Genomic DNA, 22,698 nt, shown 5'->3' with positions numbered 1-22,698 from the left:
ACGGGCCCGGTGCCGCGCCGGTAGCCTGACGCCATGCTGAAGATCGGACTGACGGGTGGCATCGGCGCGGGCAAGAGCGAGGTGTCCCGGCTGTTCGCCGCGCGCGGCGCGGTGATCGTGGACTCGGACGTGATCGCCCGCGAGGTGGTCGCCCCCGGAACGGACGGTCTGGCGGCCGTGGTCGCCGAGTTCGGACCGCAGGTGCTGCGGGAGGACGGCGCGCTGGACCGTCCGGCGCTCGGGGCGGTCGTGTTCGCCGACCCGGAGCGGCTGAAGGCGCTGAACGCGATCGTCCACCCGCTGGTGCGGGCCCGCTCCGCCGAGCTGGAGGCGGCGGCCGCGCCGGACGCGGCCGTGGTGCACGACGTGCCGCTGCTGGCCGAGAACGGCCTGGCGCCGTTGTACGACCTGGTCGTGGTGGTGGACGCGGCCGACGAGGTACGGCTGGACCGGCTGGTGCGGTTGCGCGGGATGGCCGAGGAGGAGGCCCGGGCCCGGATGGCCGCGCAGGCCTCGCGGGAGGACCGGTTGGCGATCGCGGACCTGGTGATCGACAACAGCGGCGGCCTGGCGGAGCTGGAGGCGCGGGTGGACGAGGTCTGGGCGGAGCTGGCGCGGCGCGCGATGGTCTGACGCCAGGCCGGGCAGGGCGGCACCTCTCCGTTCAGGCGGCGCCGAGCGGCAGCCGGGCCCGGACGGCGAAGCCGCCCTCGGGCGTCGGCCCGGCGTGCAGGGTGCCGCCGAGGTCGCCGGCCCGGGTGTGCATGCCGCGCAGGCCGTGGCCGCCGGAGGGCAGTTCCCGGTGATCGGCCCGCCCGCCGGCGGCTTCGGCGTCCCCGTCGGCGGCGGGGGAGTTGACCACCGTCAGGCGCAGCCCGTCCGGTGCGACCTCGACGGTGACGGCCACCTCGGCGGCCGGGGCGTGCTTGTGCGCGTTGGTCAGCGCCTCCTGGACGATCCGGTAGGCCGCGTACTGCACGGCGGGCACCGGGTCGGGCAGCCCCTCGTCCGGTCCGCTGACGGTCAGCCCGACCGCCAGTCCGGCCAGCCGGGACTCCTCGACCAGGGCGGGCAGCCCGCGCAGCGAGGGCGCCTGTTCGGCGGAGGTGGTCAGCACGCCCAGCAGGCCGCGCAGTTCGGTGAGCGCCTGGAGGCCGAGGGCGCGGATCAGGCCGAGGGTCTCCCGGACGGCGGCCGGGTCCTCGGCCCGGGCGACCTGCCCGGCGCCCGCGTGCAGGGTGATCAGCGAGACCCGGTTGGACACCACGTCGTGCATCTCCCGCGCGAGCCGGGCGCGTTCGGCGGCCACCGCGCGCTCCTCGGCGTGCCGGCGGGCCTCCTCCAGCAGCCGGTTGCGCTCGCCGAGCAGCCGGTTGCGTTCGGCCAGCACGGCGACGGTGCGGGCGCGCTGGTGGGAGGTCAGCCCGAGGGCGAGCGGCACGGCGCAGAAGACCAGCGGGTCCTCGATCAGGTTGGCGAGCTCGGACGGGGCGTCGACGTCCCCGAGGTCGAACGGGACGAGCAGCCGCAGCCCGGCCAGCGCCGCCAGGACGTACACCGGCGCGGTCCGGCCGCGCCGCGCGGCCAGCCCGTAGAGGGCGACGGCCAGCGGGAGTTGGCCGCTCAGCAGGGTGACCGCGGCGACCGCGGCCGGGTGCCGGCGCCGCAGGGCCAGGGCGAGCGCGCCGAGCGCCATCAGGCCCGCGTTGGTCCCCGGCGAGGCGGTCGGGCCGACGTCCGGGTCGTTGGCGGCGAGCGGGACGAGGACCAGCAGCACCAGGGCGGTCGGCGCGAGGGCGCGGACCGGGCGGGGCAGGTGCAGCGGCGGGCCGGGCAGCGGTGCGGCGAGGTCGGCGGCCGACTGGTCGGCGGACGCCTGGTCGGTGGGCTGCTGCATGAGGGGCATGCTGCCACAGCGGCGCGGCACCGGGACGGCCGTCGGACCGAGTGGCTGGGAAGGGACTGGTTAAAGGCCCTGGCAGGAGGAGAGCATGGCGGGATGGATGATCGTTTCTCGCCCGGGCCGCACCCCGCCGGGCCGCCGGTGGTCGAACGGCTCGCGCAGTACGGCCGCGCCGAGCAGGAGGAGATCCTCGGCCCCGGGGAGGACCCGTACGGCGTCGCCCACACCGGGCTGACCTTCCTGCCCAAGGAGATCCACTTCGGTGTCCGGGCCGCCGACGGCCGGCTGGTCGCCCACACCGGGCTGCTGCAGCTGCCGCTCACCGTGGGCGGCACCGACCTGACCGCCATGGGCGTCGGCGGGGTCTGCGTCGCGCCCGACCGGCGCCACAGCGGCCTCGCGCGGGCCGTGGTCGGGGCCGCCCTCGACCACGCGCGCACGCTCGGCCACCGGTACGCGCTGCTGTTCTGCCGACCGCCGCTGGCCGCGTTCTACCGGGGGTTCGGGTTCCGGGAGGTGGCGGAGGGGGTGACGGTGGAGCAGCCGGAGGGACGGCTGGCGGAGATGCCGCTGCGCACCATGTGGGCGCCGCTGGCGCCGGGGGCCGGATGGCCGGAGGGGCCGGTGCGGCTGCGGTCGCTGCCGATGTGAGGCGGGCTCGGGGCGCCCCGGCCGGGGCCGCCGCCGGTGCGGCGTCGGTGCGGCGTCGGACCGGGCGCTCGTCGCCGCCCCCGTGGGGTCCGGCCGGGTGTCGACACCGCCGCGGCGGCGGGTCAGGCGCTCGATGCCGCCGTGGAGTCCGTGTGCGCCACGGCGGCGCGGGCCAGGGCGCGGACCATGGGGTGTGCCCGGGTGCCGTCGCCGGACAGCTCGGGCTGGAACAGCGAGGCCAGGAAGAACGGGTGTCCGGGCAGCTCCAGGACCCGCACCTCGCCCGAGGCGTCCGCGCCGCTGAACCGCAGGCCGTGCGCGGTCAGCCGGTCCAGGTAGGCGGAGTCGAGGCCGTACGCGCAGTGGTAGCGCTCCTGGGTGCGGGTGGCGCCGAGGACCCGTTCGGCGAGGCTCCCGGGGGTGATCGCGACGGCCCCCTCGTGGCCGACCAGTGAGCAGGCCAGCGGGGCGATCACCTGCTGCTCCGCCTCCGGGTGCTCCTCGCCGTGGACGGCCCCGGCGAGGCCGCAGACGTTCCGGGCAAACTCCAGCACCGCGTGCTGGAACCCGGCGCAGGTGCCCAGGAAGGGGATGCCGCGTTCGCGGGCGGTCCGGACGGCGGCCAGCGCGCCCGCCTCGCTGCGGTAGGGGCTGCCGGGCAGCAGCCAGACCGCGTCGAAGCCGTCCAGGGCGCCGGGTGCGGCGGCGTCCCCGGTCGGGATCCAGTAGGCGTCCAGGACGAGGTGGTCGTGCTCGGCGAGGGCGGCCAGCAGGCCCGGGATCCGGGCGTGCGAGCGGACGGCGGGGGAGCGGTCGCCGACCAGGGCGATCCGCGGGGTCAGGTAGGTCATGCGGCTATCCTGGCCCCGCACCCGAGATCAGCGCCAACGATGATTCCTTAAGTATCGATCAGATCGGTTGATGACCGCCGTGGACCCGCAGCAACTGCGCACCTTCGTCACCGTCGCCCGCTTGGCCTCCTTCTCGGAGGCGGCGCGGGAGCTCGGCTACACCCAGTCCGCGGTCTCCCAGCAGATCGCCGCGCTGGAGGCGGACCTCGGCACGACACTGCTGTCCCGTCGGCCGGTCGGCCCGACCGCGGCCGGGCGGCGGCTGCTGGAGCATGCCGCACCGCTGCTGGTCCGGCTGGAGGCGGCGCGCGCCGACGTCGCGCGCCTGGCCGGAGCCCCGAGCGCCCGGCTGGTGCTCGGGGCCACTCCGCTGGCGGTCGGGGCGACCCTGGGGCGTGCGCTCGGCGAGGTGCGCCGGGCCCATCCGCTGACGGAGCCGGTGGTCCGGGTCCTCGCCCAGGACGTGCTGCCCGCCCAGGTCGCCACCGGCGAGGTCGACCTCGCCCTGATCGACGGGCTGGCCGCGCCCAGCGACCCGCTGCCGCTGCCCGACGTCGGCCCGCTGCGCACCGTCGCGGTGGCCGAGCGGCCGGTCGCCGTCGCGCTGCCCCTCGGCCACCCGCTGGCCGGCCGCGGCGGCCTCGCGCTCGCCGACCTCTCCGCCGCCCGCTGGCTGGACGCCCCCGACCTCACCCCGACGGCGGCCCGGCTGCGCGCGGCCACGGGCGTCGACGGCTTCCGGCCCGCCACCCGCTACCAGGGCACCGACGTGCACGGACTGCTCGCGCTGGTGGCGGCCGGGCACGGGCTCACCCTGCTGCCCGAACCGGTGCTCGCGGCGGCACCCGGGGTCGGGTACGCGCCGATCGCCGCGCCCCGGCTGGTGCACCGCACCGAACTCGTCCACGGCAGCCTGCCGGAGGGGCCGGCGGCCCTGCTGGCGCGGCTGCTGGCGCGGGCTCGGGCCTGAGCGGCCCGTCGGAGGCGCCGAATTCGGTTGCGCGGGCCGCCGGTGCCGATGACATCATCACGCGATGAATACCAGTACGACGATCATCAGACGAGTGCGGACCGACGAGTGGCAGCAGCTCAGGGACACCCGCCTGGACGCGCTGCTGGACCCGGTCGCGGCCGTGGCCTTCCTGGAGACCCACGAGCAGGCCGTCGCCAAGCCGGACGAGTTCTGGCAGGACCGCACGACCCGGGCGGCGACGGACCCGCACGTGGCGCAGTTCATCGCGCAGGCCGAGGACGGGACCTGGCTCGGCTCCATGACCGGAGTGGTCGAGCGGTCCGGCGGGGACGGGGCCCTGGAGGGCGACGTCGTCGAGGTCGACCAGGTGCACGTGGTCGGCGTCTACGTCCGGCCGCGGGCGCGCGGCACCGGGCTGGCGCTCGACCTGATCCGGACCGTCCAGGAGTGGGCGTGGTCGCTCACCGAGCCCCGGATCGAGCGGGTGCGGCTGTTCGTCCACGAGGACAACCCCCGCGCCGAGGCGATGTACCTCAAGGCCGGCTTCGAGCCGTCCGGGGTGGCGCTGCCGGTGCCCGGCGGCGGGACCGGCCGGGAGGTCGAACTGGCGGTCCTGCGGGGCTGACCGGCCGCCCGGCCCGCGGGCCGGGCACCGGGAGCGGACCCGAAGGAGCCGCCCGGTCCGTCCGGTCCCCTGTTCCGGACGGGCCGGGCGGCCGTCTGTGGGGCGCCGCGGGCGCCGGCGGTGCCGGCCGTCCGCGGCGTGTGAGGGCCCGTCGGGCGTCAGTGCCCGTCGCAGCCCGGGAGGGCCTCGCACATCGGCGCGGTCATGCCGGTGCCGACGTACTTGTCCTCGGGGGCCTTCCAGGCGTCCTTGGGCTGGGCGCCGGCCTTGGTGGTGGCCCAGACCGCCAGTTCGCTGACCGCACCGCCGTCGCTGACCACGTACTCGTGCAGGGTGACGGTGCTGCCGTCGGCCTGCGGGACGGTCAGGACGGCGGCGAAGTAGGGCGCGTCCGGGGCGCTGTCGACCTTCACGGTGGCGCCGGGCGCGGTCTTGGCGCAGGACTTGAGCGTCTCCGTCAGACGGCCCTCGGCCAGGTTGGTGCTCTGCTTGGTGCCGCTGCTGCGGGTCGGGTCACCGTGGAACAGCAGGGTCTGCTCGGCCGTCCAGCGGTCCCCGCCGAAGCCGACCGAGGCCCGGGCGGAGGCGGTGCCGGTGAACAGCGGCTCGTCGTCCTTCGCGACCGCGGCGCGGCACAGCTCCATGCCCTTGAACTGGACCGGGCCGGAGAGCTGCTTGGCGTTGGCCGCCAGCGGCGTGTAGTGGTAACTCTCGTCCATCGGGATGCTCTTGGTGTCCATCCAGGCCTTGTCCGGGATGCCCTTGTCGGACCCGCTGGGCTTGTTGGGGTTGACGCTGGGCCCGGTGGTGGCGGCGGGGAGGGCGGGGTTGGCGTCCTGGCTGCCGTTGTCCGGCCCGCAGGCGCTGAGGGCGCCCAGGCAGACGAGGGCTGCGGCGGTGGCGGTGACGACTCTGGTGGTGCGCAACTGACGGTTCCTCGGATGTCCGGTGGCGTGGGCGGGGGTCGGGCGCGCACCGGCCGTGGGCCGCTGGTGCGCGGCGCCGTCCGTCCGTCCCCGCCGCCCGGTCGACCCGTGGTCGCGGGCTTGCGGCATGGCAGCTCCTCCCCTGTGCATGCGGCCGCCTGGCCCCTCGCCCCGCTGTCCGCCCCGTGACTGATGGCCGGTCAGGGTCGATGGTGTGTCGACGGCGGTCGAAACCTATGCCACCGGACCGCCGGTCGCAAAGCCGGGTTCCGGCCGGAGGCCCGGATTCCCTTTGGGACTGGTGGGGCTCATGGGGTGAATGTGACCGGGCTCGGAGGGGTGCGGTGGGCGGGGCGCGGAGAGTTCCAGGGGCGCGCGACCGCCTCCGCGTGCGGGCCGGGGCGGCGCATCCGGGCTGGTGGGGGCGGGTGCGCGGCGCCGTGCGACGGATCCGCGGGGCGGCCCCGGTCAGGCGATCCGGCCGCCGATCCCGGAGCGGCCCGCCGGGACGCCGTCGAGGGTGACCACGGTCTGCCGTCCGACGGCCTCGCCGAGTGCGCCGGTGATCGCCGCGGTGGCCGCCGCGACCAGACGGGCGGGCGCGTCGGGCACCTGCGGCAGGTGGTAGGCCGCCTCCCGCAGGCTCAGCAGGACCACCGGTGCGACCTCCTCGGTCGGCAGTCCGCCGATGCCCCGGCGGCGCTGGGGGACCCCGATCAGCTCGACCGCGACCAGCGGGCGGACCCGTTCGCCGAAGACGGAGGTGACGGCCTCGGTGAGGCCGGCGATGAGGGCCCGCTCGACCTCGGGGTCGAGGGACTCCTCGCGGATGTGCAGGCTCAGGTGCGGCATGGTGGAGCTCCGTTCGGCTCGGTTCGTACCATGGGCTGACGGGTTCGCTTTTGCACATAAAACAGCTTTGAAGTCAAAGGTAACTGGGGAGGGGTGTGCGATGTCAACGGCCGAAGGGGAATCGCGGAACACGCCGTCGTCAACCGGGGAGGGGCTCGACGACGCGGTGCGGTCGATGCTGCTGCTGATGCCCCGGCTGGTCGGGCGGGCCAAGCGGATCCCCGTCCCCGAGCCGCTGCGCGGCCTCGCGCTGGCGCCCCGTCACCTGTCGCTGCTGGCCTGCCTGCTGCTGGACGGACCCATGGGCGTGAACGACCTCGCCGCCCGGCTGGAGGTCGCCCCCACCACGGTCAGCCTGATGGTCGGCGACCTCAGCCGGCAGGGCATCCTCGAACGGCGCGAGGACGAGGCCGACCGCCGGCGCCGGATCGTCGCGATCGCCCCCGCCCGGCTGCCCGCCATCGAGGCCTGGCTCGCCCCGGGGGCCGTCGCCTGGCGCACGGCCCTCGGGCCGCTCGACGCGGCGCAGCGGCGCCTGGTGGTGGACACGCTGCTGGCGTACGAGGCGGCGGTGGGACGGGAGCGGGACTGACGGCGGCCGGTGCGCCGGGCGGGAGGCCGGTCAGCGGCCGGGAGCCCGGCGGAAGAGCGCGGTGAGGAGGAAGGGGACGCCGAACAGCGTCGAACCGGGGCCCTGGGCGGCCATCGGGCGGATCTCCAGCGGGGTGAACTCGCGGAACAGCGAGCGGAGTTCGTCCGGCGAGTACGCCAGGCCGCCCTCCAGGGCGCCGAGCCGGTAGAGCTCCTCGTCGGTCCGCTCGGATCCCGTCGCGCCGGCCGCGAAGGCGGTGACGGCGAAGTGCCCGCCCGGTGCCAGCACCCGGTCGAGCAGGGCCAGGTAGCTGACCCGGCGGTGCGGCGGGAGGTGGTGCAGGCAGCCGGAGTCGTAGACCAGGTCGTAGTGGGAGTGGGGGAGCCGGGCCTCGAAGATGCTCGCCCGGTGGAACCGCAGGCCGGTGCCCGCGCCGGCCTCGCGGGCGCGCTCCTCGGCCCAGGCCACGGCGGTGGCGGAGAGGTCGACGGCGTCCACCTCGAAGCCGAGCGAGGCCAGGTGGACGGCGTTGCGGCCGGCGCCGCAGCCGAGGTCGAGCGCCCGGCCGGGGGCGAGCAGGCCGCGGTCCAGGTAGGAGGCCAGGTTCTCGTCCGGTTTCGGCGTGAAGAACGGGCGCTCGGCGGACCGGTCCGCGTAGAACCGGTCCCAGAACGGTTCGGCCGGCGGGAAAAGGCCGTCGAGGAGGGCGAGCACGTCTTCGGTGGTGCGGATCGTACGGTTCATTCCGCCGATCGTAGGCCGTCCGGCGGGCGGGCGCACGGGGCGCAAAGACCGCTGTGCGGTGGGCTGTTGGGGCCGCCGGGGCACGGTACGGCAGAGGTGTCCGGGCCCGGGCGAGCGCGTGGCGGCACCCCCGCCCCGGGCCGGGAAAGGGCATTTTCGCGGAGTGGGGAGAGGCGCCCCGGGGGCGTGCCGGAATTCCGCCGGGAAAACTGCCGTACGGGATTCGAGGGCCACATGCGAACCGGACAAGTCAACATTTACTTCTCCGGATTTCCTCTGCATAGTGGCGGGTCGAATCGAGAGGGGGCTCTTCCTTGTCGCAGATCCACGACAACGCCGCGCAGCAGGTGGAGCTGGAGCGGGTGCAGGTGTCCGTCATCGGCGAGCTGTTCGACGAGCGGCTCGCCAGGGCGCGGGAGCAGCTGGGGCGGGTGCTCGCGTCGGCGGCGGACGGCGCGGGCGAGGTGTACGAGCGGGAGGTGGCGGCCGGGCGGCTGACGGGCGAGGTGCGCCGGCTGCAGGGCGCCGAGGGCGGGCTGGTCTTCGGCCGGATCGACCTGGCGGACGGGACGGTGCTGCGGATCGGGCGGCTGGGGCTGCAACGGGACGAGGACGAGCTGCCGTTGCTGGTGGACTGGCGGGCGGAGGCGGCACGGGCCTTCTACGAGGCGACGCCGGTCCACCCCCTGGGGCTGCGGCGGCGCCGCCATCTGAGCCTGACGGGCCGCACGGTGGTCGGGGTGAGCGACGAACTGCTGGACGGTTCGGAGCCGGCCGCCGGGGACGTCGTGGGGGACGGCCCGTTGGCGGCGGCGCTGCGGGAGCGGCGGACCGGGCGGATGGGGACGGCGGTCGCCACGCTCCAGACCGAGCAGGACGCGATCGTCCGCTCCTCGCACCGCGGGGTGACGGTGGTGCAGGGCGGCCCGGGCACCGGAAAGACGGTGGTGGCGCTGCACCGCGCCGCGTACGTGCTGTACGCGTTCCCGAAGGCGGCCGAGCGCGGTGTGCTGGTGCTGGGTCCGAACGCGCGGTTCCTCGACTACATCTCCCAGGTGCTGCCCTCGCTCGGGGAGAACGACGTCGTCCTGGCGACGTGCGAGGAGCTGGCCGGCGTCGCGCCGGGCGCCGTGGACGGGTTCGGGGCGGCGCGCCTCAAGGGCGGCGCCGAACTGGCCGACGCGCTGGCCGGGTCGGTCCGCTCGCGGCAGGCCCCGGGCGGGGACTTCACCGTCCGGGTCGGGCGGGAGTGGGTCCGCCTGGAGGAGGCGGAGGTCGCCGGGGCGCGGGCGGCGGCGCAGGCGAGCGGCCTCGCCCACAACCGGGCGCGCCGGCTGTTCCTGGAGCTGCTGGTGGACTCCCTGACCGGCGCGCTGGCCCGCGGCACGGTCGAGGCGCTGGAGCGCATCGACGCCGAGGTCGCGCTGCTCACCGGCATCGACCTCGACCGGATGGCGGCCCGGGACCTGCGCAGACTCGGCGTCGACGACGAACCCGCCACGGGGGCCGACGAGTTCGACGCCGACGCCGTCCGGGCCGCGCTCCTGGACGACGCGTACGTGGACCGGGCCGTCGAGGAGCTCTGGCCGCGGCTCGTGCCGGGCGAGGTCGTCGACGCCCTGCTGGCCGACGCCGACGCACTGGCCGAGCGCCTGCCGCACCTCGGCGACGACGAGCGGGCGTCGCTGCTGCGCACGCCCGGCGCGCCGTGGGCCGACGCCGACGTGCCGCTCCTCGACGAGGCCGCGAGCCTGGTCGACGGGCCGCCCGAGCAGGCCTTCGGGCACGTCGTCGTCGACGAGGCGCAGGAGCTGACGGCGATGCAGTGGCGGATGGTTCTGCGCCGGTGCCCGGGCCGGTCGATGACACTGGTCGGCGACTTCGCGCAGGCGGGCCCGGCGGCGACCGCACGGGACTGGCACGAGGCGCTCGCCCCGCACGTCGGCCGCCGTTTCGACCTGCGGACGCTGACCGTCAGCTACCGGACCACGCGGGAGATCCTGGCCACCACCGGGGAGTTGCTCGGCCGGATCGCCCCGGGGCAGCCGCCGGTCCGGTCGATCCGGCACGGTGAGCAGCCCCGGTCCGTCGCGGTGGCGCCGGAGCGGCTCGCCGGTGAGCTGGTGCGTGAGCTGCGGGCGCAGGCCGCCGCGCATCCGGGCGAGCTGCTCGGCGTGGTCTGCGCGGACGGCCGGACGGCGGAACTGGCGGCCGCCGGGGTCGAGCGGTACGCCCGGCTGGTTCCGGCGTCGGAGGCGCGCGGCCTGGAGTTCGACGAGGCCGTCGTGGTCGACCCGGACGGGATCGTCGCCGCCCGGCCCGCGGGCGAACGGGACCTGTACGTCGCCCTGACCCGCGCCACCAAGCGGCTGTGCACGGTGACCCTTCGGGAGGCCGGGGCGTAGCGGGGTGCCTCCGCACGGGAAGTCGGCCGGGCCGACTTCCCGTGCGGGAGGGGTCGCGGCCGGGTTCCGGGGTCCTGGTGGTGGGTGACCCGTCGACGCGAGGACACAAGGTGTCCTAAAGTGAATGACGTGTCTTCCCGGGGCTCCGCGGCGCCGCCGGGCGGGTCGCCGCTGCCCGCGGCCCGCCGGTGCGGGCCGCACCCCGCGCCCCGGCGGACCGCTCCGACCGAAGAGCGAAGGAGAACCACGGCGATGGCCGACACGTTCGAGACGGGCAAGACCGACCTGGTGGACCTGGCCCACCAGCGGATGCGGACCGCGATCCCCGACAACGACTGGACGGTGCGCCAGAAACTGGCCCTGACCTGCCGCATCCTGTTCGACGCCGGCCACGACTCCGGGCTGGCCGGCCAGATCACCGCCCGGGCCGAACGCCCGGGCACCTACTACACCCAGCGCCTGGGCCTGGGCTTCGACGAGATCACCGAGGACAACCTCCTCCTCGTCGACGAGGACCTGCACGTCCTGGAGGGCGACGGGATGGCCAACCCGGCCAACCGGTTCCACAGCTGGGTCTACCGGGCCCGCCCGGACGTCAACTGCATCATCCACACCCACCCGCTGCACGTCTCCGCGCTCTCGATGCTGGAGACCCCGCTGGTCGTCTCGCACATGGACTTGTGCCCGCTCTACGACGACTGCGCCTTCCTGGAGAAGTGGCCCGGCATCCCGGTCGGCAACGAGGAGGGCGAGATCATCTCCGCCGCCCTCGGCGACAAGCGCGCCCTCCTGCTCGCCCACCACGGCCAGCTGGTCGCCACCGGAACCGTCGAGGAGGCGTGCACCCTGGCCCTGCTCTTCGAGCGGGCCGCCGAGCTCCAGCTCCTCGCCGGGGCCGCCGGGAAGATCCGGGAGATCCCCGAACCGCTCGCCAGGGAGGCGCACGACTGGATCTCCACCCCCAAGCGCGGCCAGGCGAACTTCGCCTACTACGCCCGCCGCGCCCTGCGGGCCGGCCACGGCGACGCCCTCGTCACCCGGAAGGACTCCTGAGATGCCCGCGACCACCCTGGAAGGGATCATCGCCTACCCGGTGACCCCGTTCTCCGCGGCCGACGGCGGCCCGGACCTCGACCGGCTCGCCGAGCTGATCGACCGGCTGGTCCGTTCCGGCTGCCACGCCATCGCCCCGCTCGGCTCCACCGGCGAGAGCGCCTACCTCGACGACCAGGAGTGGTACACCGCCGCCGAGGCGTCGGTGGCGGCCGTCGCCGGCCGGGTGCCCACCGTCGTCGGCATCGCCGACCTCACCACCCGCAGCGCCGTCCGCCGCGCCCGGTTCGCGGAACGGGCCGGCGCCGACGTGGTGATGGTGCTGCCGCTCTCGTACTGGCGGCTGGACGAACGCGAGATCACCCGGCACTACACCGAGATCGCCGACGCGATCGGCATCCCGCTGATGATCTACAACAACCCCGCCACCGCCGGGGTCGACCTCCGCCCGGAACTCATGCACCGGCTGGTCGACCAGGTGGAGAACATCACCATGGTCAAGGAGAGCAGCGGCGACATCCAGCGGATGCACCGGCTCACCCAGCTCTCCGACGGCGCCCTGCCGTTCTACAACGGCTCCAACCCGCTGGCCCTGGAGGCGTTCGCGGCCGGCGCGGCCGGCTGGTGCACGGCCGCACCCTGCCTCATCCCCGAGCTCACCCTCGACCTGTACCGGGCGGTGCGCGCCGGTGACCCGGAAACGGCCCGCCGGGTGTTCTACCGGCAGCTGCCGGTGCTGCAGTTCCTGCTCGGCGGGGGTCTGCCGACCACGGTGAAGGCGGGCCTGGCCCTGTGCGGCCTGGACGTCGGCGAGCCCCGGCACCCCTTGCTGCCGCTGGACGGGGCGCGGACGGCGCAGCTGTCCGCGCTGCTGTCCGCGGCGGGAGTCGCCCTGGCGGACGGCGCCGGGCCGAAGGCCTGACGCCGGAGTGAGGCCGCCCTGAAGCCGGGCTCGGGACGGCTTCAGGGCGGCCCCGGGCCCGCCGGGCCCGCCGGGCCCGTCAGGGCAGTGTGGGAACCCGGTCCGAGGGGCCGTCCGGGTCGTCGTGGATGACCACGAGGATCTCGGCCGGCTCCGGCCCGGTGCTCCGGCAGCGGTGGGGCAGCGCCGAGTTGAAGTACACGCTGTCCCCGGGGCCGAGTTCGACGCTCCGCTCGGGGAACTCCAGCACGGCGGTGCCCGCGTGGACGAAGAAGAACTCCTCGCCCGTGTGCGACTTGAACGGCGGGTCCGCCGGTTCGGTCGGCGGGTACATCATGAACGGCACCATCCGCTTGCCGCTGAGCCCGGTCGCGATGCCCTCGTAACGGGAGACGCCGGAGCCCGCCCCGGTGCCGACGGGAGTGCGCTCACCGGCCCGGACGACGGTGACGAGCTCGGGCTCCACCTCGTCCGAGAAGAGCCGGCCGACGTCGACCTTGAGGGCGTGGGCCAGCTTGAGCGCCGTCGAGATCGACGGGTCGCTGATGCCGCGCTCGACCTTGGAGAGGTAGCTCTTGGTGACGCCGACCTGCTCGGCGAGTGCCTCCAGGCTGAGCCGGTTCTGCTTCCTCAGCACCCGCAACCTGCCGGCCATGCGCCACCTCTCACCCACGGAATCGTCCGGTCCATTATCGGTCCGGCCCGCCCGACCGGCGGCGACCGCCCGGCACACCACCGCGCCGCCCCGCGTGCTAGCTTCCACCGCATCCGAAGTGGTCCTGCGTGCGGGGGAAGCATGGTCGCGGTGCCGGTCAGTGCCCGGTGGCTGTCCGGGCTGGGGGTCGGGGCGTTCCTGCTGCCGGTGATCCTCGTGGTGGCGGGCTACGGGCCGGTGGGGGCGATCCTCTCCGCGCCCGGGCTGGTGTGCGTCGCGGCCTGTGCCGTGCCGCCGTTCTTCTCCGACCCGAAGCGGCTCCGCGTCGCCTGCACGGCGGCCGGCGTCGTGGTCGCGCTGGTGTCGGCCCCGTTCGCGTTCCTCGGGATGATCGCCGTGGTGCCGATCTGGTACGGGGCCGTCTACCTGTCCTGCCTCGCCATGCCCGTCGCCGCGATCGCCGGCCTGACCGCCGGCTTCCAGCGGGCCGGTGGCCGGGAGCGGGGCCGCCCGGCGGCGGGCTTCGCCTGGGCCGCCGGCGCGGCCGTGCCGGTCGGCTGGGCGGTGCTCACGGGCTTCGCGCTGTCGCTGCCGGCCCTCTGACCCGGCGCGGGACCCCGGCCGCGCTCAGGACGCCCTAGGATCGTCGGATGATCACCGTACCGTCCGGCCGGGTCACCCTCTCCGACCGTCGCACCCGGCGCAGTTGGGCCGTCGACGTCGCCCCGTTCCGGCTGGCGGCCTGTCCGGTGACCCGCGAGCAGTACGAGGGTGCGACCGGCGACCGCCGCCCCGCGCACAGCGTCTCCTGGCTGGACGCCGTCCACCACTGCAACGAGCTGTCCCGGCGCGAAGGCCTCGCGCCCGCCTACGAGGTGGACGGCGAGGACGTCTCCTGGGACCGCGCCGCCGACGGCTACCGGCTGCCCACCGAGGCCGAATGGGAACACGCCTGCCGCGCCGGCACGGACGGCCCGCGCTACGGCCCGCTGGACGACATCGCCTGGTACCGCGGCAACTCGGGCGAGCGCCCGCACCAGGTGGGCGGACTGCGCCCGAACGCCCACGGGCTGTACGACCTGCTCGGCAACGTCTGGGAGTGGTGCTGGGACCGGTACGACCCCGAGGTGTACGGCGAGTACCGCGTCCTGCGCGGCGGCGGCTGGTTCGACGAGCACTGGAGCTGCCGCGCCTCCGTCCGCCGCCGGAGCCACCCGACGCTGCGGATCGACGACGTGGGATTCCGGCTCGCCCGCTCGATCCACAGCCTGCCGCGCACCGGTCCCCGGCCGCCGCTCGGTTGAGGAACCGTCGCGTCCGCTCGGGCGTTGGCGCCTGCATGAGTGAAGAATCAGTGTCCCTGCGCCCGATAGCCGAGGCCGACCTCCCCGTGGTCGAGGGACTGGTGAACGACCCGGAGATGCTGGGGGAGTTCCAGTGGTACGGCTGGCGCGATTCGCAGCGGTACCGTCGCCGGTGGCTGGAGAGCGGGCTGCTGGAGGAGGGGCAGTGGATGCTCGCGGTCGAGGTCGGGGGCAGGTTCGGCGGCTTCGTCGCCGCCAACCGCAGCGGGGTGCGGCCGTCCGCCCCGTACTGGAGCATCGGCGTGCAGCTGCTGCCGCACGTGCGTGGGCGCGGGATCGGCACCCGGGCCCAACGGCTGCTGGTGGACCACCTGTTCGCGCACTCCCCGGTGATGCGGCTGGAGGCGGACACCGAGGCGGGCAACCTGGCCGAGCAGCGCGTCCTGGAGAAGCTCGGCTTCACCCGGGAGGGCGTGCAGCGCGCGGTGACCTTCCGGGCCGGTGCGTGGCGTGATGTCGTCCGGTACAGCCTGCTGCGCACCGACCCGCGTCCGTAGGGCGTGGCTAGGCGGTCCCGAACCACTCCTCGGCGAGGGCGTCCAGCGTCCGTGCCGAGGGCTTCAACTCCCGCAGGTACCACGGCAGGTTGCTGTACACGTGGAGCAGGGTGCACGCCATCAGCAGCCTGGGCTCGAAGCGGCGGCCGTAGGCGTTCAGCAGGTGGCCGAGCAGGTGCGGGTCGGCCCGGGTGGTGAAGAGTCCGACGGCGACCAGGTCGTAGGCCGGGGCGCCGATCATCGCGGGCTCGAAGTCGATCAGGCCGGTGAGGCGCCAGCCGTCGGCCGGGTCGGTGAGCAGGTGCTCGCGCATGAACTCGGTGTGCAGCAGGGAGCGTCCGGGGGCGGCGGGGAGCGGGGCGGCGGCGAGGAAGTCCGGGATCTGCTCCAGCCACTCCCGCGCCAGCCCGCGTTCGCGCTGGCGGGCCACCGCGCCCGCGGCCCGGCGGGCCAGGAAGGCCGGCCAGTCGCCGGGGCCGAGGACGTCGGCGAGCGGCTCGGGGTCGAGGGCGTGCAGGGCGGCGAGCGCCTCGCCGCAGCGGCGGGCGATCCGCTCGCGGTCGGGCGGCGGGATGCGCGGCCAGGCCGGGGCGAGGCCCTCGCCGGGCAGACGGGACATCAGGACGTGGCGCCAGCCGTTGACGTACTCGCCGGCCTCGTGGACGGTCGGGGTGGGGATCGGCAGTGCGCCGTCCAGGTGGGTGAGCACGCGCTCCTCGACGATGCCGTCCCGGGCGGCGGCGGCCGGGAACAGCTTGAGCACCAGCGCGTCGCCGATCGCGTAGACCGGCACGGAGCCCTCCGGGAAGCGCTCCAGGGGCAGGCCCCCGACGCCCAGCCGGGCGCAGAGCGCCTCGGCGCCGGGGCGCATCACCGTCTCGTCGGGGACGACCGCGTCCCACTCCTCGTCCGTCAGCACCAAGGGCAGCACGGGCGTACCGTAGGCAGGCGAAGGGCCCCGGCGCAAAGGGTTTTCAGTGCCCCTCCGGGCGGGTGCCGCAGGTCTCCATGCCCGACGGGACCGGTTCGGGTCCGCCGTCCGGGTCGCGGGTGAGCAGGTAGCGGGCGCCGGGGCCGGCCTCGCCGGCGCGGTCGGCGGCGTTGTAGAGGGCGCAGCGGGAGAGGGACAGGCAGCCGCAGCCGATGCAGCCGGTGAGCTTGGCCTTGAGCCGTTGGAGTTCGGCGATCTGCTCGTCGATCCGGCTCTGCCAGGACGCGGCGACCCGGTCCCACTCGGTGCCGCTGGGGGCCGGGCGCTCGGGGAGGCGGTCGAGGGCGACCTTCGCCTCGTCCAGGGAGAGGCCCACCCGCTGGGCGGCGCGGATGAAGGCGATCCGGCGGAGCGTGCCGCGGGTGTAGCGGCGCTGGCCGCCGGAGGTGCGGGTGGCCTGGATCAGGTCGAGGCTCTCGTAGTAGCGCAGCGCGGAGGCGGCGAGGCCACTGCGGCGGGCGAGTTGGCCGATGGTGAGCAGGTCGCCGTGGTGCGGGCCGGGGGCCCGGCGGCCGTCGGAGTGGGCGGTCATGGGAACCCACTGTAGCCGCTTGACCTCAAGTCGGCTTTAAGGTGCAGCATCGTGGTCATGACGACGAACGCGACCGCCACGAACGCGACCGGCACCCGATTCGAGGACCTGCCCGCCCTGATGGCGCTGATGACCGGCGCCGAGAAGCACGGCCCGGCCGCCACCTCCACCCTGGACGCGCTCTGGGTGCTGTACGACCGGGTGCTGCGGGTGACCCCGGAGACCGCAGAGGCCCAGGACCGCGACCGCTTCCTGCTCTCCAAGGGCCACGGCCCGATGGCGTACTACGCCGTACTGGCGGCCAAGGGCTTCCTTGACCCGGCCGTGCTGCCGAGCTTCGGCGGCTACGACTCGCCGCTCGGCCACCACCCGGACCGCACCCTGCTCGCGGGCGTCGAGATCGCCTCCGGCTCGCTCGGACACGGCCTGCCGCTGGCCGTCGGCACCGCGCTCGGGCTGCGGGCCCAGGGCCTGACCGACCCGGCGGTGTGGGTGCTGGTCGGCGACGCGGAGTTCGACGAGGGCTCCAACGCCGAGGCGGTGGCCTTCGCCGGGGCCTACGGGCTGGAGCGGCTGCACGTGGTGGTGATCGACAACTCCTCGGCCACGCACGGCTGGCAGGGCGGCATCGCCCAGCGCTTCGCGGCCGAGGGCTGGTCGACCGCCACGGTGGACGGGCGCGACCACGAGGCGCTGCACCGCGCGTACACCGCGGAGCACCCGGGCCGCCCGCACGTGGTGGTCGCCCGGGTCGAGCCCAAGGAGCAGCACTGAGCACCCGGCGGCGGCCCCCGCCCGCCGACACCACGACCCGCCCCGCCACGACCCGCCCCGCCACGACCGATCAGGCCAAGACCGAGCCCCCGAGAGGAACTTCACCGATGGACACCATGCGCGAGCGCTTCGTGGACGTGACCACCCGCCTGCTGGACGAGGACCCCCGGCTGGCCGTGGTGCTCGCCGACATCACCGCGGCCGCCTTCGCCCCGGCACAGCGGCGCCACCCCGACCGGGTGGTCAACGTCGGCATCCGCGAGCAGCTGCTGATCGGCGCGACGGGCGGCCTGGCGCTCACCGGGATGCGTCCGATCGCCCACACCTTCGCCAGCTTCCTGATCGAGCGGCCCTTCGAACAGGTCAAGCTGGACCTCGTCCACCAGGGCGTCGGCGCCGTGCTGGTGAGCGCGGCGGGCTCGTACGACTGGCCGGCCGGCGGCCGCACCCACATGTCCCCGGGCGACGTCGCCCTGCTGGACACCCTGCCGGACTGGACGGTCCACGTCCCCGGCCACCCGGACGAGGCCGAGCAACTGCTGCGCCACGCCTACGCGGACGGCGACCGCAATGTGTACGTCCGGCTCTCGGAGCACCGGAACGCGGCCGCGGTGCCGGTCGAGCCGGGCCGCTTCACCACCGTCCGGTCCGGCTCGCGCGGAGCCGTGCTCGCCGTCGGGCCGATGCTGGACGCGGTGCTCGCGGCCACCGAGGGCCTGGACGTCGCCGTGCTGTACGCGGCGACGGTGCGCCCCTTCGACGCCGCCGGGCTGCGCGCGGCGCTCGGCGACCGGGCGGACGTGGTGCTGGTCGAGCCGTACCTGGCGGGCACCTCCGCGAACGAGGCGCACGCGGCGCTCGCCGACCGCCCGCACCGGGTGCTGGGCCTGGGGGTGCCGCGCGAGGAGCACCGGCACTACGGCTCGATCGCGGAGCACCTGGCCGCCTACGGCCTGGACGCCCCGGCGCTCCGGGAGCGGATCGGCACCTTCCTCCGGTGAGCCCGGCCGCTACGGTGGGCCCGTCGTGCCGGTGAGCGTCCGGCCGGGCCGCACGGCGACGACCGCCACCGCGTCCGCCGCCAGCCGCACCGCCGTCCCCTCCAGCTCCGCCGCCCCGAAGGCCGCCACCACCTCGCGCCCGGTGGCCCCGAGCGGCAGCGCGGCCCCGTCCGGCCCGAGGTTGACGGCGATCCGGTACGGCCCCCGGTGCACCACCAGCCGGCCCGCCGCTTCGTCGAAGTCCGCGCGCACCGCGCCGAGGTCGGGGTCGGACAGCTCCGGGCGCTCGCGCCGCAGCCGGATCAACGTCCGGTACCACGTGAGCAGTTCGGCGTGGGGGGCGCGCCGGAGCTCGGTCCAGTCGAGGACCGAGCGCAGCACGGTGGCCGGCTCCTGGGGGTCGGGGACGGCCTCGGCGGCCCAGCCGTGCCCGGTGAACTCCCGGCGCCGGCCCTGCCGGACGGCCTCGGCGAGGTCCGGGTCGGTGTGGTCGGTGAAGTACTGCCAGGGAGTGGCGGCGCCCCACTCCTCGCCCATGAAGAGCATCGGGGTGAACGGCGAGGTGAGCACCAGCGCGGCGCCGCAGGCGAGCCGGCCGGGGGAGAGGCTGGTGGAGACGCGGTCCCCCAGCGCCCGGTTGCCGACCTGGTCGTGGGTCTGGAGGTAGCCGAGCAGCCGGTGGCCGTTGCCGGGCGGGGTGAACGGGCGTCCGTGCCGGCGGCCGCGGAACGAGGACCAGGTGCCGTCGTGGAAGAACCCCCGGGTGAGCGTCTTGGCGAGGGCGGCGAGCGGCGCTTGCGCGAAGTCCCCGTAGTAGCCCTGGGATTCGCCGGTGAGCGCGCAGTGCAGGGCGTGGTGGAAGTCGTCGCTCCACTGCGCGGTGAGGCCCTGTCCGCCCGCCTCGGGCGGGGCGGTGGTGGCCGGGGTGTTGAGGTCGGACTCGGCGATCAGGAACAGCGGCCGGTTGGTGGCGACCGCCAACCTCCCCACCTCGGCGGAGAGTTCCTCCAGGAAGTGGACGGCCCGGTCGTCCGCGAGGGCGTGCACGGCGTCCAGCCGCAGCCCGTCGATCCGGTAGTCGCGCAGCCAGGCCAGCGCGCTGCCGATCAGGTAGGCGCGCACCTCGTCCGAGCCGGGCGCGTCCAGGTTGACCGCCGAGCCCCACGGGGTGTGGTGCCGGTCGGTGAAGTACGGGCCGTACGCGGGAAGGTGGTTGCCGGACGGGCCGAGGTGGTTGTGCACCACGTCGAGCACCACCCCGAGGCCCTTGCGGTGGGCGGCGTCCACGAAGCGCTTGAGTCCCTCGGGCCCGCCGTAGGGCTCGTGGACGGCCCAGAGCGAGACCCCGTCGTAGCCCCAGCCGTGCCGGCCGGGGAACGGGCAGACCGGCATCAGCTCGACGAAGTCCACGCCCAACTCGACCAGGTGGTCCAGGCGTTCGGCGGCGGCGTCGAAGGTGCCGCGGGCGGTGAAGGTGCCCACGTGCAGCTCGTACAGCACCGCGCCGGGCAGCGCCCGGCCGCGCCGGCCGGGCCGCGACCAGCGGAACGCGGCGTGGTCCACCGTGCGGCTGGGCCCCTCCGGGCCGTGCGGCTGCCGGGCCGAGCGCGGGTCGGGCAGCGGCGGGCCGTCGTCCAGCCGGAAGGCGTAGTCGCCCGCCGGGGCCTCGCCGGACCACCAGCCGTCCCGGTCCGGGCAGCGGGCCAGGTCGTAGGCGAAGCCGTTGACGTCGACCCGCACGTGGGACGCGGCGTTGGGCGCCCACACCTGGTAGCGCGGCATCAGTCCCTCCTCGTCAGCAGGGCCACCGGCAGGGCCGCCAGCAGCTCCGCCACCGGCACCGTACCCGCCGGGAGGCGGCGCCCGGTCAGCTCGTCCGTCCAGGGCCCGCCGGCCGGCAGCTCCAGCACGGTGTCGCGCCAGCCGCCGGCCCGCTCCAGCCCGTACGGCAGCCGGGTGACGGCGGTGACCACGTCTCCGCCCCGGGCGAAGGCCAGCAGGTGGTCACCGGCGGGGCCCGCGGCGTGCAGCGGCCGGTACGGGCCGAGCGGGCGGGTGCGGCGCAGGTGCAGCGCGGTGGCGGTGAGGTGCAGCTTCTCCCGGGCGAGGTCGCCGGGGCGCGGCGCGGCCGCGTCGGTGAGCCGCACGGCGAGCGCGCCGAAGTCCACCACGCCCCGGTTGTCCGGGTCGACCAGGGTGTACAGCGGCTCCTCGCTGCCCTGGTAGAGGTCCGGCACGCCCGGCACGGTGAGGTGCAGCAGCGCGGCGGCCAGGGTGTTGGCGCGGGCGTACGGGGCGAGGGCGTGGACGGCGCCCTCGATCCGGGGGAGCAGCCCGGGGTTGGCGTGGACCGCGCGGGCGCGCTGCTCCAGGGCCCGCTCGTAGCGGGGGTCGGGGGTGGTCCAGGAGGTGTGGAGCTTGGCCTCGCGGGCGGACTTGAGCAGGGCGGCGACCAGCCGGTCCGGGTCGATCGGCCAGGCGGCGACCAGGGTGTGCCACAGCAGCCAGTCGGCGTCCGGGTCGAAGCCGGGGCCGGCGGCGGTGGACCAGGCGGCGGCCTCGGCGGCCCAGGCGTCCGGCCGCTCGGCGAGCACGGCGAGCCGGGCCCGGGCGTCGGCGCTGCGCTTGGTGTCGTGGGTGGACAGCACCGTCATGCTGTGCGGCCAGGTGCGCTCCAGGTAGCGGCACCAGTCGTGGAAGTCCGCGGGGCGCAGTCCGGGCCGGGCGGGCTCGCCGCCGACCTCGTTGAGGCCGGGCAGGGCGTTCCAGCGGTAGAAGGCGGTGTCCTCGACACCCTTGGCGGCCACCGCGGCGGCGGTCTGGGCGAAGCGCGTGCAGAACTCGTCCTTGTCGGCGCCCCGGCCCAGCTCGCCGAGCGCGAGCGCGGCCACCAGCCGGTCGGTCGGGTCGGCGGAGCCCTCCAGGGCAGCCCGTAGCTGCTGCGCCGAGGCGGCCGGGACCGCCTCGCCGGGCCGGGCGTACGGCCGGTACGCCGGGTAGCCGGTGAGCAGCCGGCCGAGCGCGGCCCGCAGCTGCCCCGGCGAGTGGTCGGCGTGCGCGGGCTCGGCGGCGCCGATCCGCAGCGCGATCCGCACCAGCCGGTCGACCTCGGCGGCGAGTTCGCCGTCCGGCCCGGCCATGTCGGCCCGCCCGCGCCGGGCCTCGGCGACGGCGGGGTGCGGGTCCGTGCAGAGGTCCCGGACCGGGCCGCCGTGCCGGAAGGACTCGTACGCCCCGGCCAGCCGGCAGGCGCCCGCGTGGTCGGTGAGCACGCCGTCGATCCGGCGCAGCGCGTCGTAGCCGGTGGTGCCGGCCACCGGCCAGTCCTCGGGCAGCCGCTCCTCGCCGGTGAGGATCTTCTCGACCACGACGTACGCCCCGGCCGCGCCCCCCGCCTGCCCGCCGGTGGTCCCCGGCGCCCCGCCGGTGGCCGCTGCCAGGCGCCGCAGGTAGCCGCGCGGGTCGGCGAGCCCGTCCGGGTGGTCGATCCGGAAGCCGTCCAGGACGCCGTCCGCGTGCAGTCCGAGCAGGACGGCGTGGGTGGCGGCGAACACCTCCGGGTCCTCGGCCCGCAGGGCGATCAGCTCGTTGACGGTGAAGAAGCGCCGGTAGTTGAGCTCGGTGCGGGCCAGGCGCCACCAGGCGAGCCGGTACCACTGGCGGCCGAGCAGCTCGGGCAGCGGCAGCTCCTCGGTGCCGGGGCGCAGCGGCAGCTCGTGCTCGTGGTAGCGCAGCACTCCCCCCGTCGGGCGGCCGGGAGGCGCCCCCACGGCGTCCACGGTGAGCTGGTCCAGGACGGCGCCGAGCCGGTCGCCGAGCAGTGGCAGCAGCACCCGGCCGCGCCCGGGGGCGTCGGCGGGGCCGGCCTGGGCGGTCCAGTCGATGTCGAACCAGCGCGCGTACGGCGAGTCGGGACCGTCGCGCAGCACCTGCCACAGCGGCCGGTTGAGCCGTTCGGGGGCGGGCACGGCCATGTGGTTGGGCACCACGTCGGCGATCAGCCGCAGGCCGTGGCGGTGCGCGGCGGCGGCCAGTTCGCGCAGCGCCGGCTCGCCGCCGAGCTGCTCGCTGATCCGGGTGTGGTCGACGGTGTCGTAGCCGTGGGTGGAGCCGGGGACGGCCTCCAGCAGCGGGGACAGGTGCAGGTGGGAGACGCCGAGGGCGGCCAGGTAGGGGACGGCGCCGGTGGCGTCGCGGAGGGTGAAGCCGGGCTGGAGCTGGAGGCGGTACGACGACGAGGGGACGGTGGCGGCCGGGCGGGGCTGCGCGGGCTCGGCGGCGGGGGTCATAGCTCCATAGGTACCCGGGGGAGGCCGCCGCCAAGACCCGCTGCTGGCCCGAACAGGTGACCGCCCCCGGCCGTCCGAAGGGCCCGCGCCGCGTCCGG

Annotated in this window: 23 protein-coding genes; 13 read left to right on the top strand and 10 right to left on the bottom strand. The window is 75.7% G+C overall.

Annotated elements, in window-relative coordinates; genetic code table 11:
• The first annotated feature begins 33 nt into the window (after window positions 1–33).
• Window positions 34–633 (top strand): dephospho-CoA kinase, encoded by a 600-nt coding sequence (gene coaE / locus ACFWJ4_RS19605; RefSeq protein WP_380545526.1) that lies wholly within the window; start codon window positions 34–36, stop codon window positions 631–633.
• Between the two features lie 31 nt (window positions 634–664).
• On the opposite strand, the gene ACFWJ4_RS19600 is transcribed toward coaE, so the two are convergent.
• Window positions 665–1,897 (bottom strand): sensor histidine kinase, encoded by a 1,233-nt coding sequence (locus ACFWJ4_RS19600; protein WP_380545524.1) that lies wholly within the window; start codon window positions 1,895–1,897, stop codon window positions 665–667.
• 102 nt (window positions 1,898–1,999) lie between these two features.
• Between ACFWJ4_RS19600 and ACFWJ4_RS19595 the strand changes: the two genes are divergently transcribed.
• Window positions 2,000–2,554 carry a GNAT family N-acetyltransferase gene (locus ACFWJ4_RS19595; RefSeq protein WP_380545522.1) on the top strand — a complete coding sequence of 185 codons (555 nt, stop codon included), beginning with the start codon at window positions 2,000–2,002 and terminating at the stop codon, window positions 2,552–2,554.
• Between the two features lie 122 nt (window positions 2,555–2,676).
• On the opposite strand, the gene ACFWJ4_RS19590 is transcribed toward ACFWJ4_RS19595, so the two are convergent.
• The gene (locus ACFWJ4_RS19590) at window positions 2,677–3,405 is read right to left on the bottom strand and encodes a hypothetical protein (RefSeq protein ID WP_380545520.1); all 729 of its coding nucleotides are present in this window, start codon (window positions 3,403–3,405) and stop codon (window positions 2,677–2,679) included.
• A gap of 79 nt (window positions 3,406–3,484) precedes the next feature.
• Between ACFWJ4_RS19590 and ACFWJ4_RS19585 the strand changes: the two genes are divergently transcribed.
• Window positions 3,485–4,375, top strand: coding sequence for a LysR family transcriptional regulator (locus ACFWJ4_RS19585; protein ID WP_380545556.1), 891 nt, complete (start codon window positions 3,485–3,487; stop codon window positions 4,373–4,375).
• Window positions 4,376–4,439: 64 nt separating this feature from the next.
• The gene (locus ACFWJ4_RS19580) at window positions 4,440–5,003 is read left to right on the top strand and encodes a GNAT family N-acetyltransferase (RefSeq protein ID WP_380357727.1); all 564 of its coding nucleotides are present in this window, start codon (window positions 4,440–4,442) and stop codon (window positions 5,001–5,003) included.
• Window positions 5,004–5,161: 158 nt separating this feature from the next.
• Here ACFWJ4_RS19580 and ACFWJ4_RS19575 read toward each other — a convergent pair whose 3' ends face one another.
• Both ACFWJ4_RS19575 and ACFWJ4_RS19570 read right to left on the bottom strand, forming a co-directional pair.
• On the bottom strand, window positions 5,162–5,929 hold the full coding sequence (locus ACFWJ4_RS19575) for a hypothetical protein (protein ID WP_380545518.1): 768 nt from the start codon (window positions 5,927–5,929) through the stop codon (window positions 5,162–5,164).
• Window positions 5,930–6,397: 468 nt separating this feature from the next.
• The gene (locus ACFWJ4_RS19570) at window positions 6,398–6,781 is read right to left on the bottom strand and encodes a 4-oxalocrotonate tautomerase family protein (RefSeq protein WP_380545517.1); all 384 of its coding nucleotides are present in this window, start codon (window positions 6,779–6,781) and stop codon (window positions 6,398–6,400) included.
• A gap of 100 nt (window positions 6,782–6,881) precedes the next feature.
• Here ACFWJ4_RS19570 and ACFWJ4_RS19565 point away from each other — a divergent pair, with 100 nt between their 5' ends.
• Window positions 6,882–7,373 carry a MarR family transcriptional regulator gene (locus ACFWJ4_RS19565; protein ID WP_380355280.1) on the top strand — a complete coding sequence of 164 codons (492 nt, stop codon included), beginning with the start codon at window positions 6,882–6,884 and terminating at the stop codon, window positions 7,371–7,373.
• A gap of 30 nt (window positions 7,374–7,403) precedes the next feature.
• On the opposite strand, the gene ACFWJ4_RS19560 is transcribed toward ACFWJ4_RS19565, so the two are convergent.
• Entirely contained in the window at window positions 7,404–8,117 is a 714-nt protein-coding gene (locus tag ACFWJ4_RS19560; RefSeq protein ID WP_380545515.1) for a class I SAM-dependent methyltransferase, read from the bottom strand.
• A 314-nt stretch (window positions 8,118–8,431) separates the two neighbouring features.
• On the opposite strand from ACFWJ4_RS19560, the gene ACFWJ4_RS19555 reads away from it, so the two are divergent.
• The 3 genes from ACFWJ4_RS19555 to ACFWJ4_RS19545 all read left to right on the top strand — a co-directional run bounded on the left by ACFWJ4_RS19555 (window position 8,432) and on the right by ACFWJ4_RS19545 (window position 12,497).
• Window positions 8,432–10,522 (top strand): HelD family protein, encoded by a 2,091-nt coding sequence (locus ACFWJ4_RS19555; protein ID WP_380545513.1) that lies wholly within the window; start codon window positions 8,432–8,434, stop codon window positions 10,520–10,522.
• A gap of 252 nt (window positions 10,523–10,774) precedes the next feature.
• The gene (locus ACFWJ4_RS19550; RefSeq protein WP_380545511.1) at window positions 10,775–11,575 is read left to right on the top strand and encodes an aldolase; all 801 of its coding nucleotides are present in this window, start codon (window positions 10,775–10,777) and stop codon (window positions 11,573–11,575) included.
• Window position 11,576: 1 nt separating this feature from the next.
• A complete protein-coding gene (locus ACFWJ4_RS19545) occupies window positions 11,577–12,497 on the top strand; it encodes a dihydrodipicolinate synthase family protein (protein ID WP_380545509.1) in 921 nt (306 codons plus the stop codon).
• A gap of 79 nt (window positions 12,498–12,576) precedes the next feature.
• Here ACFWJ4_RS19545 and ACFWJ4_RS19540 read toward each other — a convergent pair whose 3' ends face one another.
• Complete coding sequence (locus ACFWJ4_RS19540) at window positions 12,577–13,152, bottom strand: XRE family transcriptional regulator (protein ID WP_359909615.1); 576 nt, start codon at window positions 13,150–13,152, stop codon at window positions 12,577–12,579.
• Between the two features lie 150 nt (window positions 13,153–13,302).
• Here ACFWJ4_RS19540 and ACFWJ4_RS19535 point away from each other — a divergent pair, with 150 nt between their 5' ends.
• Genes ACFWJ4_RS19535 through ACFWJ4_RS19525 form a run of 3 tightly spaced genes read left to right on the top strand, consistent with a single transcriptional unit; the run spans window position 13,303 to window position 15,013 of the window.
• Window positions 13,303–13,755 (top strand): hypothetical protein, encoded by a 453-nt coding sequence (locus ACFWJ4_RS19535; protein WP_380545507.1) that lies wholly within the window; start codon window positions 13,303–13,305, stop codon window positions 13,753–13,755.
• Between the two features lie 47 nt (window positions 13,756–13,802).
• On the top strand, window positions 13,803–14,456 hold the full coding sequence (locus tag ACFWJ4_RS19530) for a formylglycine-generating enzyme family protein (RefSeq protein ID WP_380545505.1): 654 nt from the start codon (window positions 13,803–13,805) through the stop codon (window positions 14,454–14,456).
• A 35-nt stretch (window positions 14,457–14,491) separates the two neighbouring features.
• Entirely contained in the window at window positions 14,492–15,013 is a 522-nt protein-coding gene (locus ACFWJ4_RS19525; protein ID WP_380545503.1) for a GNAT family N-acetyltransferase, read from the top strand.
• Window positions 15,014–15,020: 7 nt separating this feature from the next.
• On the opposite strand, the gene ACFWJ4_RS19520 is transcribed toward ACFWJ4_RS19525, so the two are convergent.
• Both ACFWJ4_RS19520 and soxR read right to left on the bottom strand, forming a co-directional pair.
• Window positions 15,021–15,944, bottom strand: coding sequence for a phosphotransferase family protein (locus ACFWJ4_RS19520; protein WP_380545501.1), 924 nt, complete (start codon window positions 15,942–15,944; stop codon window positions 15,021–15,023).
• Between the two features lie 43 nt (window positions 15,945–15,987).
• Window positions 15,988–16,536, bottom strand: coding sequence for a redox-sensitive transcriptional activator SoxR (gene soxR / locus ACFWJ4_RS19515; RefSeq protein ID WP_359909625.1), 549 nt, complete (start codon window positions 16,534–16,536; stop codon window positions 15,988–15,990).
• 57 nt (window positions 16,537–16,593) lie between these two features.
• On the opposite strand from soxR, the gene ACFWJ4_RS19510 reads away from it, so the two are divergent.
• Window positions 16,594–17,310 carry a thiamine pyrophosphate-dependent enzyme gene (locus tag ACFWJ4_RS19510; RefSeq protein ID WP_380545499.1) on the top strand — a complete coding sequence of 239 codons (717 nt, stop codon included), beginning with the start codon at window positions 16,594–16,596 and terminating at the stop codon, window positions 17,308–17,310.
• 107 nt (window positions 17,311–17,417) lie between these two features.
• On the top strand, window positions 17,418–18,311 hold the full coding sequence (locus ACFWJ4_RS19505) for a transketolase C-terminal domain-containing protein (protein WP_359909632.1): 894 nt from the start codon (window positions 17,418–17,420) through the stop codon (window positions 18,309–18,311).
• Window positions 18,312–18,320: 9 nt separating this feature from the next.
• Here ACFWJ4_RS19505 and treZ read toward each other — a convergent pair whose 3' ends face one another.
• The gene (gene treZ / locus ACFWJ4_RS19500) at window positions 18,321–20,093 is read right to left on the bottom strand and encodes a malto-oligosyltrehalose trehalohydrolase (protein WP_380545497.1); all 1,773 of its coding nucleotides are present in this window, start codon (window positions 20,091–20,093) and stop codon (window positions 18,321–18,323) included.
• Complete coding sequence (gene treY, locus ACFWJ4_RS19495) at window positions 20,093–22,600, bottom strand: malto-oligosyltrehalose synthase (protein WP_380545495.1); 2,508 nt, start codon at window positions 22,598–22,600, stop codon at window positions 20,093–20,095. The genes treZ and treY overlap by 1 nt, the downstream gene beginning before the upstream one ends.
• Between the last annotated feature and the right edge of the window lie 98 nt (window positions 22,601–22,698).

The organism is Kitasatospora sp. NPDC127067 (genome assembly GCF_042724755.1).
GTDB lineage: Bacteria > Actinomycetota > Actinomycetes > Streptomycetales > Streptomycetaceae > Kitasatospora > Kitasatospora lactacystinica.
The sequence above is the reverse complement of the archived record's forward strand: the minus strand, read 5'-3'. Positions and strand labels throughout refer to the sequence as shown.

What these genes read in the sequence shown, in the direction of transcription:
- coaE (WP_380545526.1), top strand. Translation starts at nt 34, where the DNA reads ATGCTGAAGATCGGACTGACGGGTGGCATCGGCGCGGGCAAGAGCGAG.
- ACFWJ4_RS19600 (WP_380545524.1), bottom strand. Translation starts at nt 1,897, where the DNA reads ATGCAGCAGCCCACCGACCAGGCGTCCGCCGACCAGTCGGCCGCCGAC.
- ACFWJ4_RS19595 (WP_380545522.1), top strand. Translation starts at nt 2,000, where the DNA reads ATGGATGATCGTTTCTCGCCCGGGCCGCACCCCGCCGGGCCGCCGGTG.
- ACFWJ4_RS19590 (WP_380545520.1), bottom strand. Translation starts at nt 3,405, where the DNA reads ATGACCTACCTGACCCCGCGGATCGCCCTGGTCGGCGACCGCTCCCCC.
- ACFWJ4_RS19580 (WP_380357727.1), top strand. Translation starts at nt 4,440, where the DNA reads ATGAATACCAGTACGACGATCATCAGACGAGTGCGGACCGACGAGTGG.
- ACFWJ4_RS19570 (WP_380545517.1), bottom strand. Translation starts at nt 6,781, where the DNA reads ATGCCGCACCTGAGCCTGCACATCCGCGAGGAGTCCCTCGACCCCGAG.
- ACFWJ4_RS19565 (WP_380355280.1), top strand. Translation starts at nt 6,882, where the DNA reads ATGTCAACGGCCGAAGGGGAATCGCGGAACACGCCGTCGTCAACCGGG.
- ACFWJ4_RS19560 (WP_380545515.1), bottom strand. Translation starts at nt 8,117, where the DNA reads ATGAACCGTACGATCCGCACCACCGAAGACGTGCTCGCCCTCCTCGAC.
- ACFWJ4_RS19550 (WP_380545511.1), top strand. Translation starts at nt 10,775, where the DNA reads ATGGCCGACACGTTCGAGACGGGCAAGACCGACCTGGTGGACCTGGCC.
- ACFWJ4_RS19545 (WP_380545509.1), top strand. Translation starts at nt 11,577, where the DNA reads ATGCCCGCGACCACCCTGGAAGGGATCATCGCCTACCCGGTGACCCCG.
- ACFWJ4_RS19540 (WP_359909615.1), bottom strand. Translation starts at nt 13,152, where the DNA reads ATGGCCGGCAGGTTGCGGGTGCTGAGGAAGCAGAACCGGCTCAGCCTG.
- ACFWJ4_RS19530 (WP_380545505.1), top strand. Translation starts at nt 13,803, where the DNA reads ATGATCACCGTACCGTCCGGCCGGGTCACCCTCTCCGACCGTCGCACC.
- ACFWJ4_RS19525 (WP_380545503.1), top strand. Translation starts at nt 14,492, where the DNA reads ATGAGTGAAGAATCAGTGTCCCTGCGCCCGATAGCCGAGGCCGACCTC.
- soxR (WP_359909625.1), bottom strand. Translation starts at nt 16,536, where the DNA reads ATGACCGCCCACTCCGACGGCCGCCGGGCCCCCGGCCCGCACCACGGC.
- ACFWJ4_RS19510 (WP_380545499.1), top strand. Translation starts at nt 16,594, where the DNA reads ATGACGACGAACGCGACCGCCACGAACGCGACCGGCACCCGATTCGAG.
- ACFWJ4_RS19505 (WP_359909632.1), top strand. Translation starts at nt 17,418, where the DNA reads ATGGACACCATGCGCGAGCGCTTCGTGGACGTGACCACCCGCCTGCTG.
- treZ (WP_380545497.1), bottom strand. Translation starts at nt 20,093, where the DNA reads ATGCCGCGCTACCAGGTGTGGGCGCCCAACGCCGCGTCCCACGTGCGG.
- treY (WP_380545495.1), bottom strand. Translation starts at nt 22,600, where the DNA reads ATGACCCCCGCCGCCGAGCCCGCGCAGCCCCGCCCGGCCGCCACCGTC.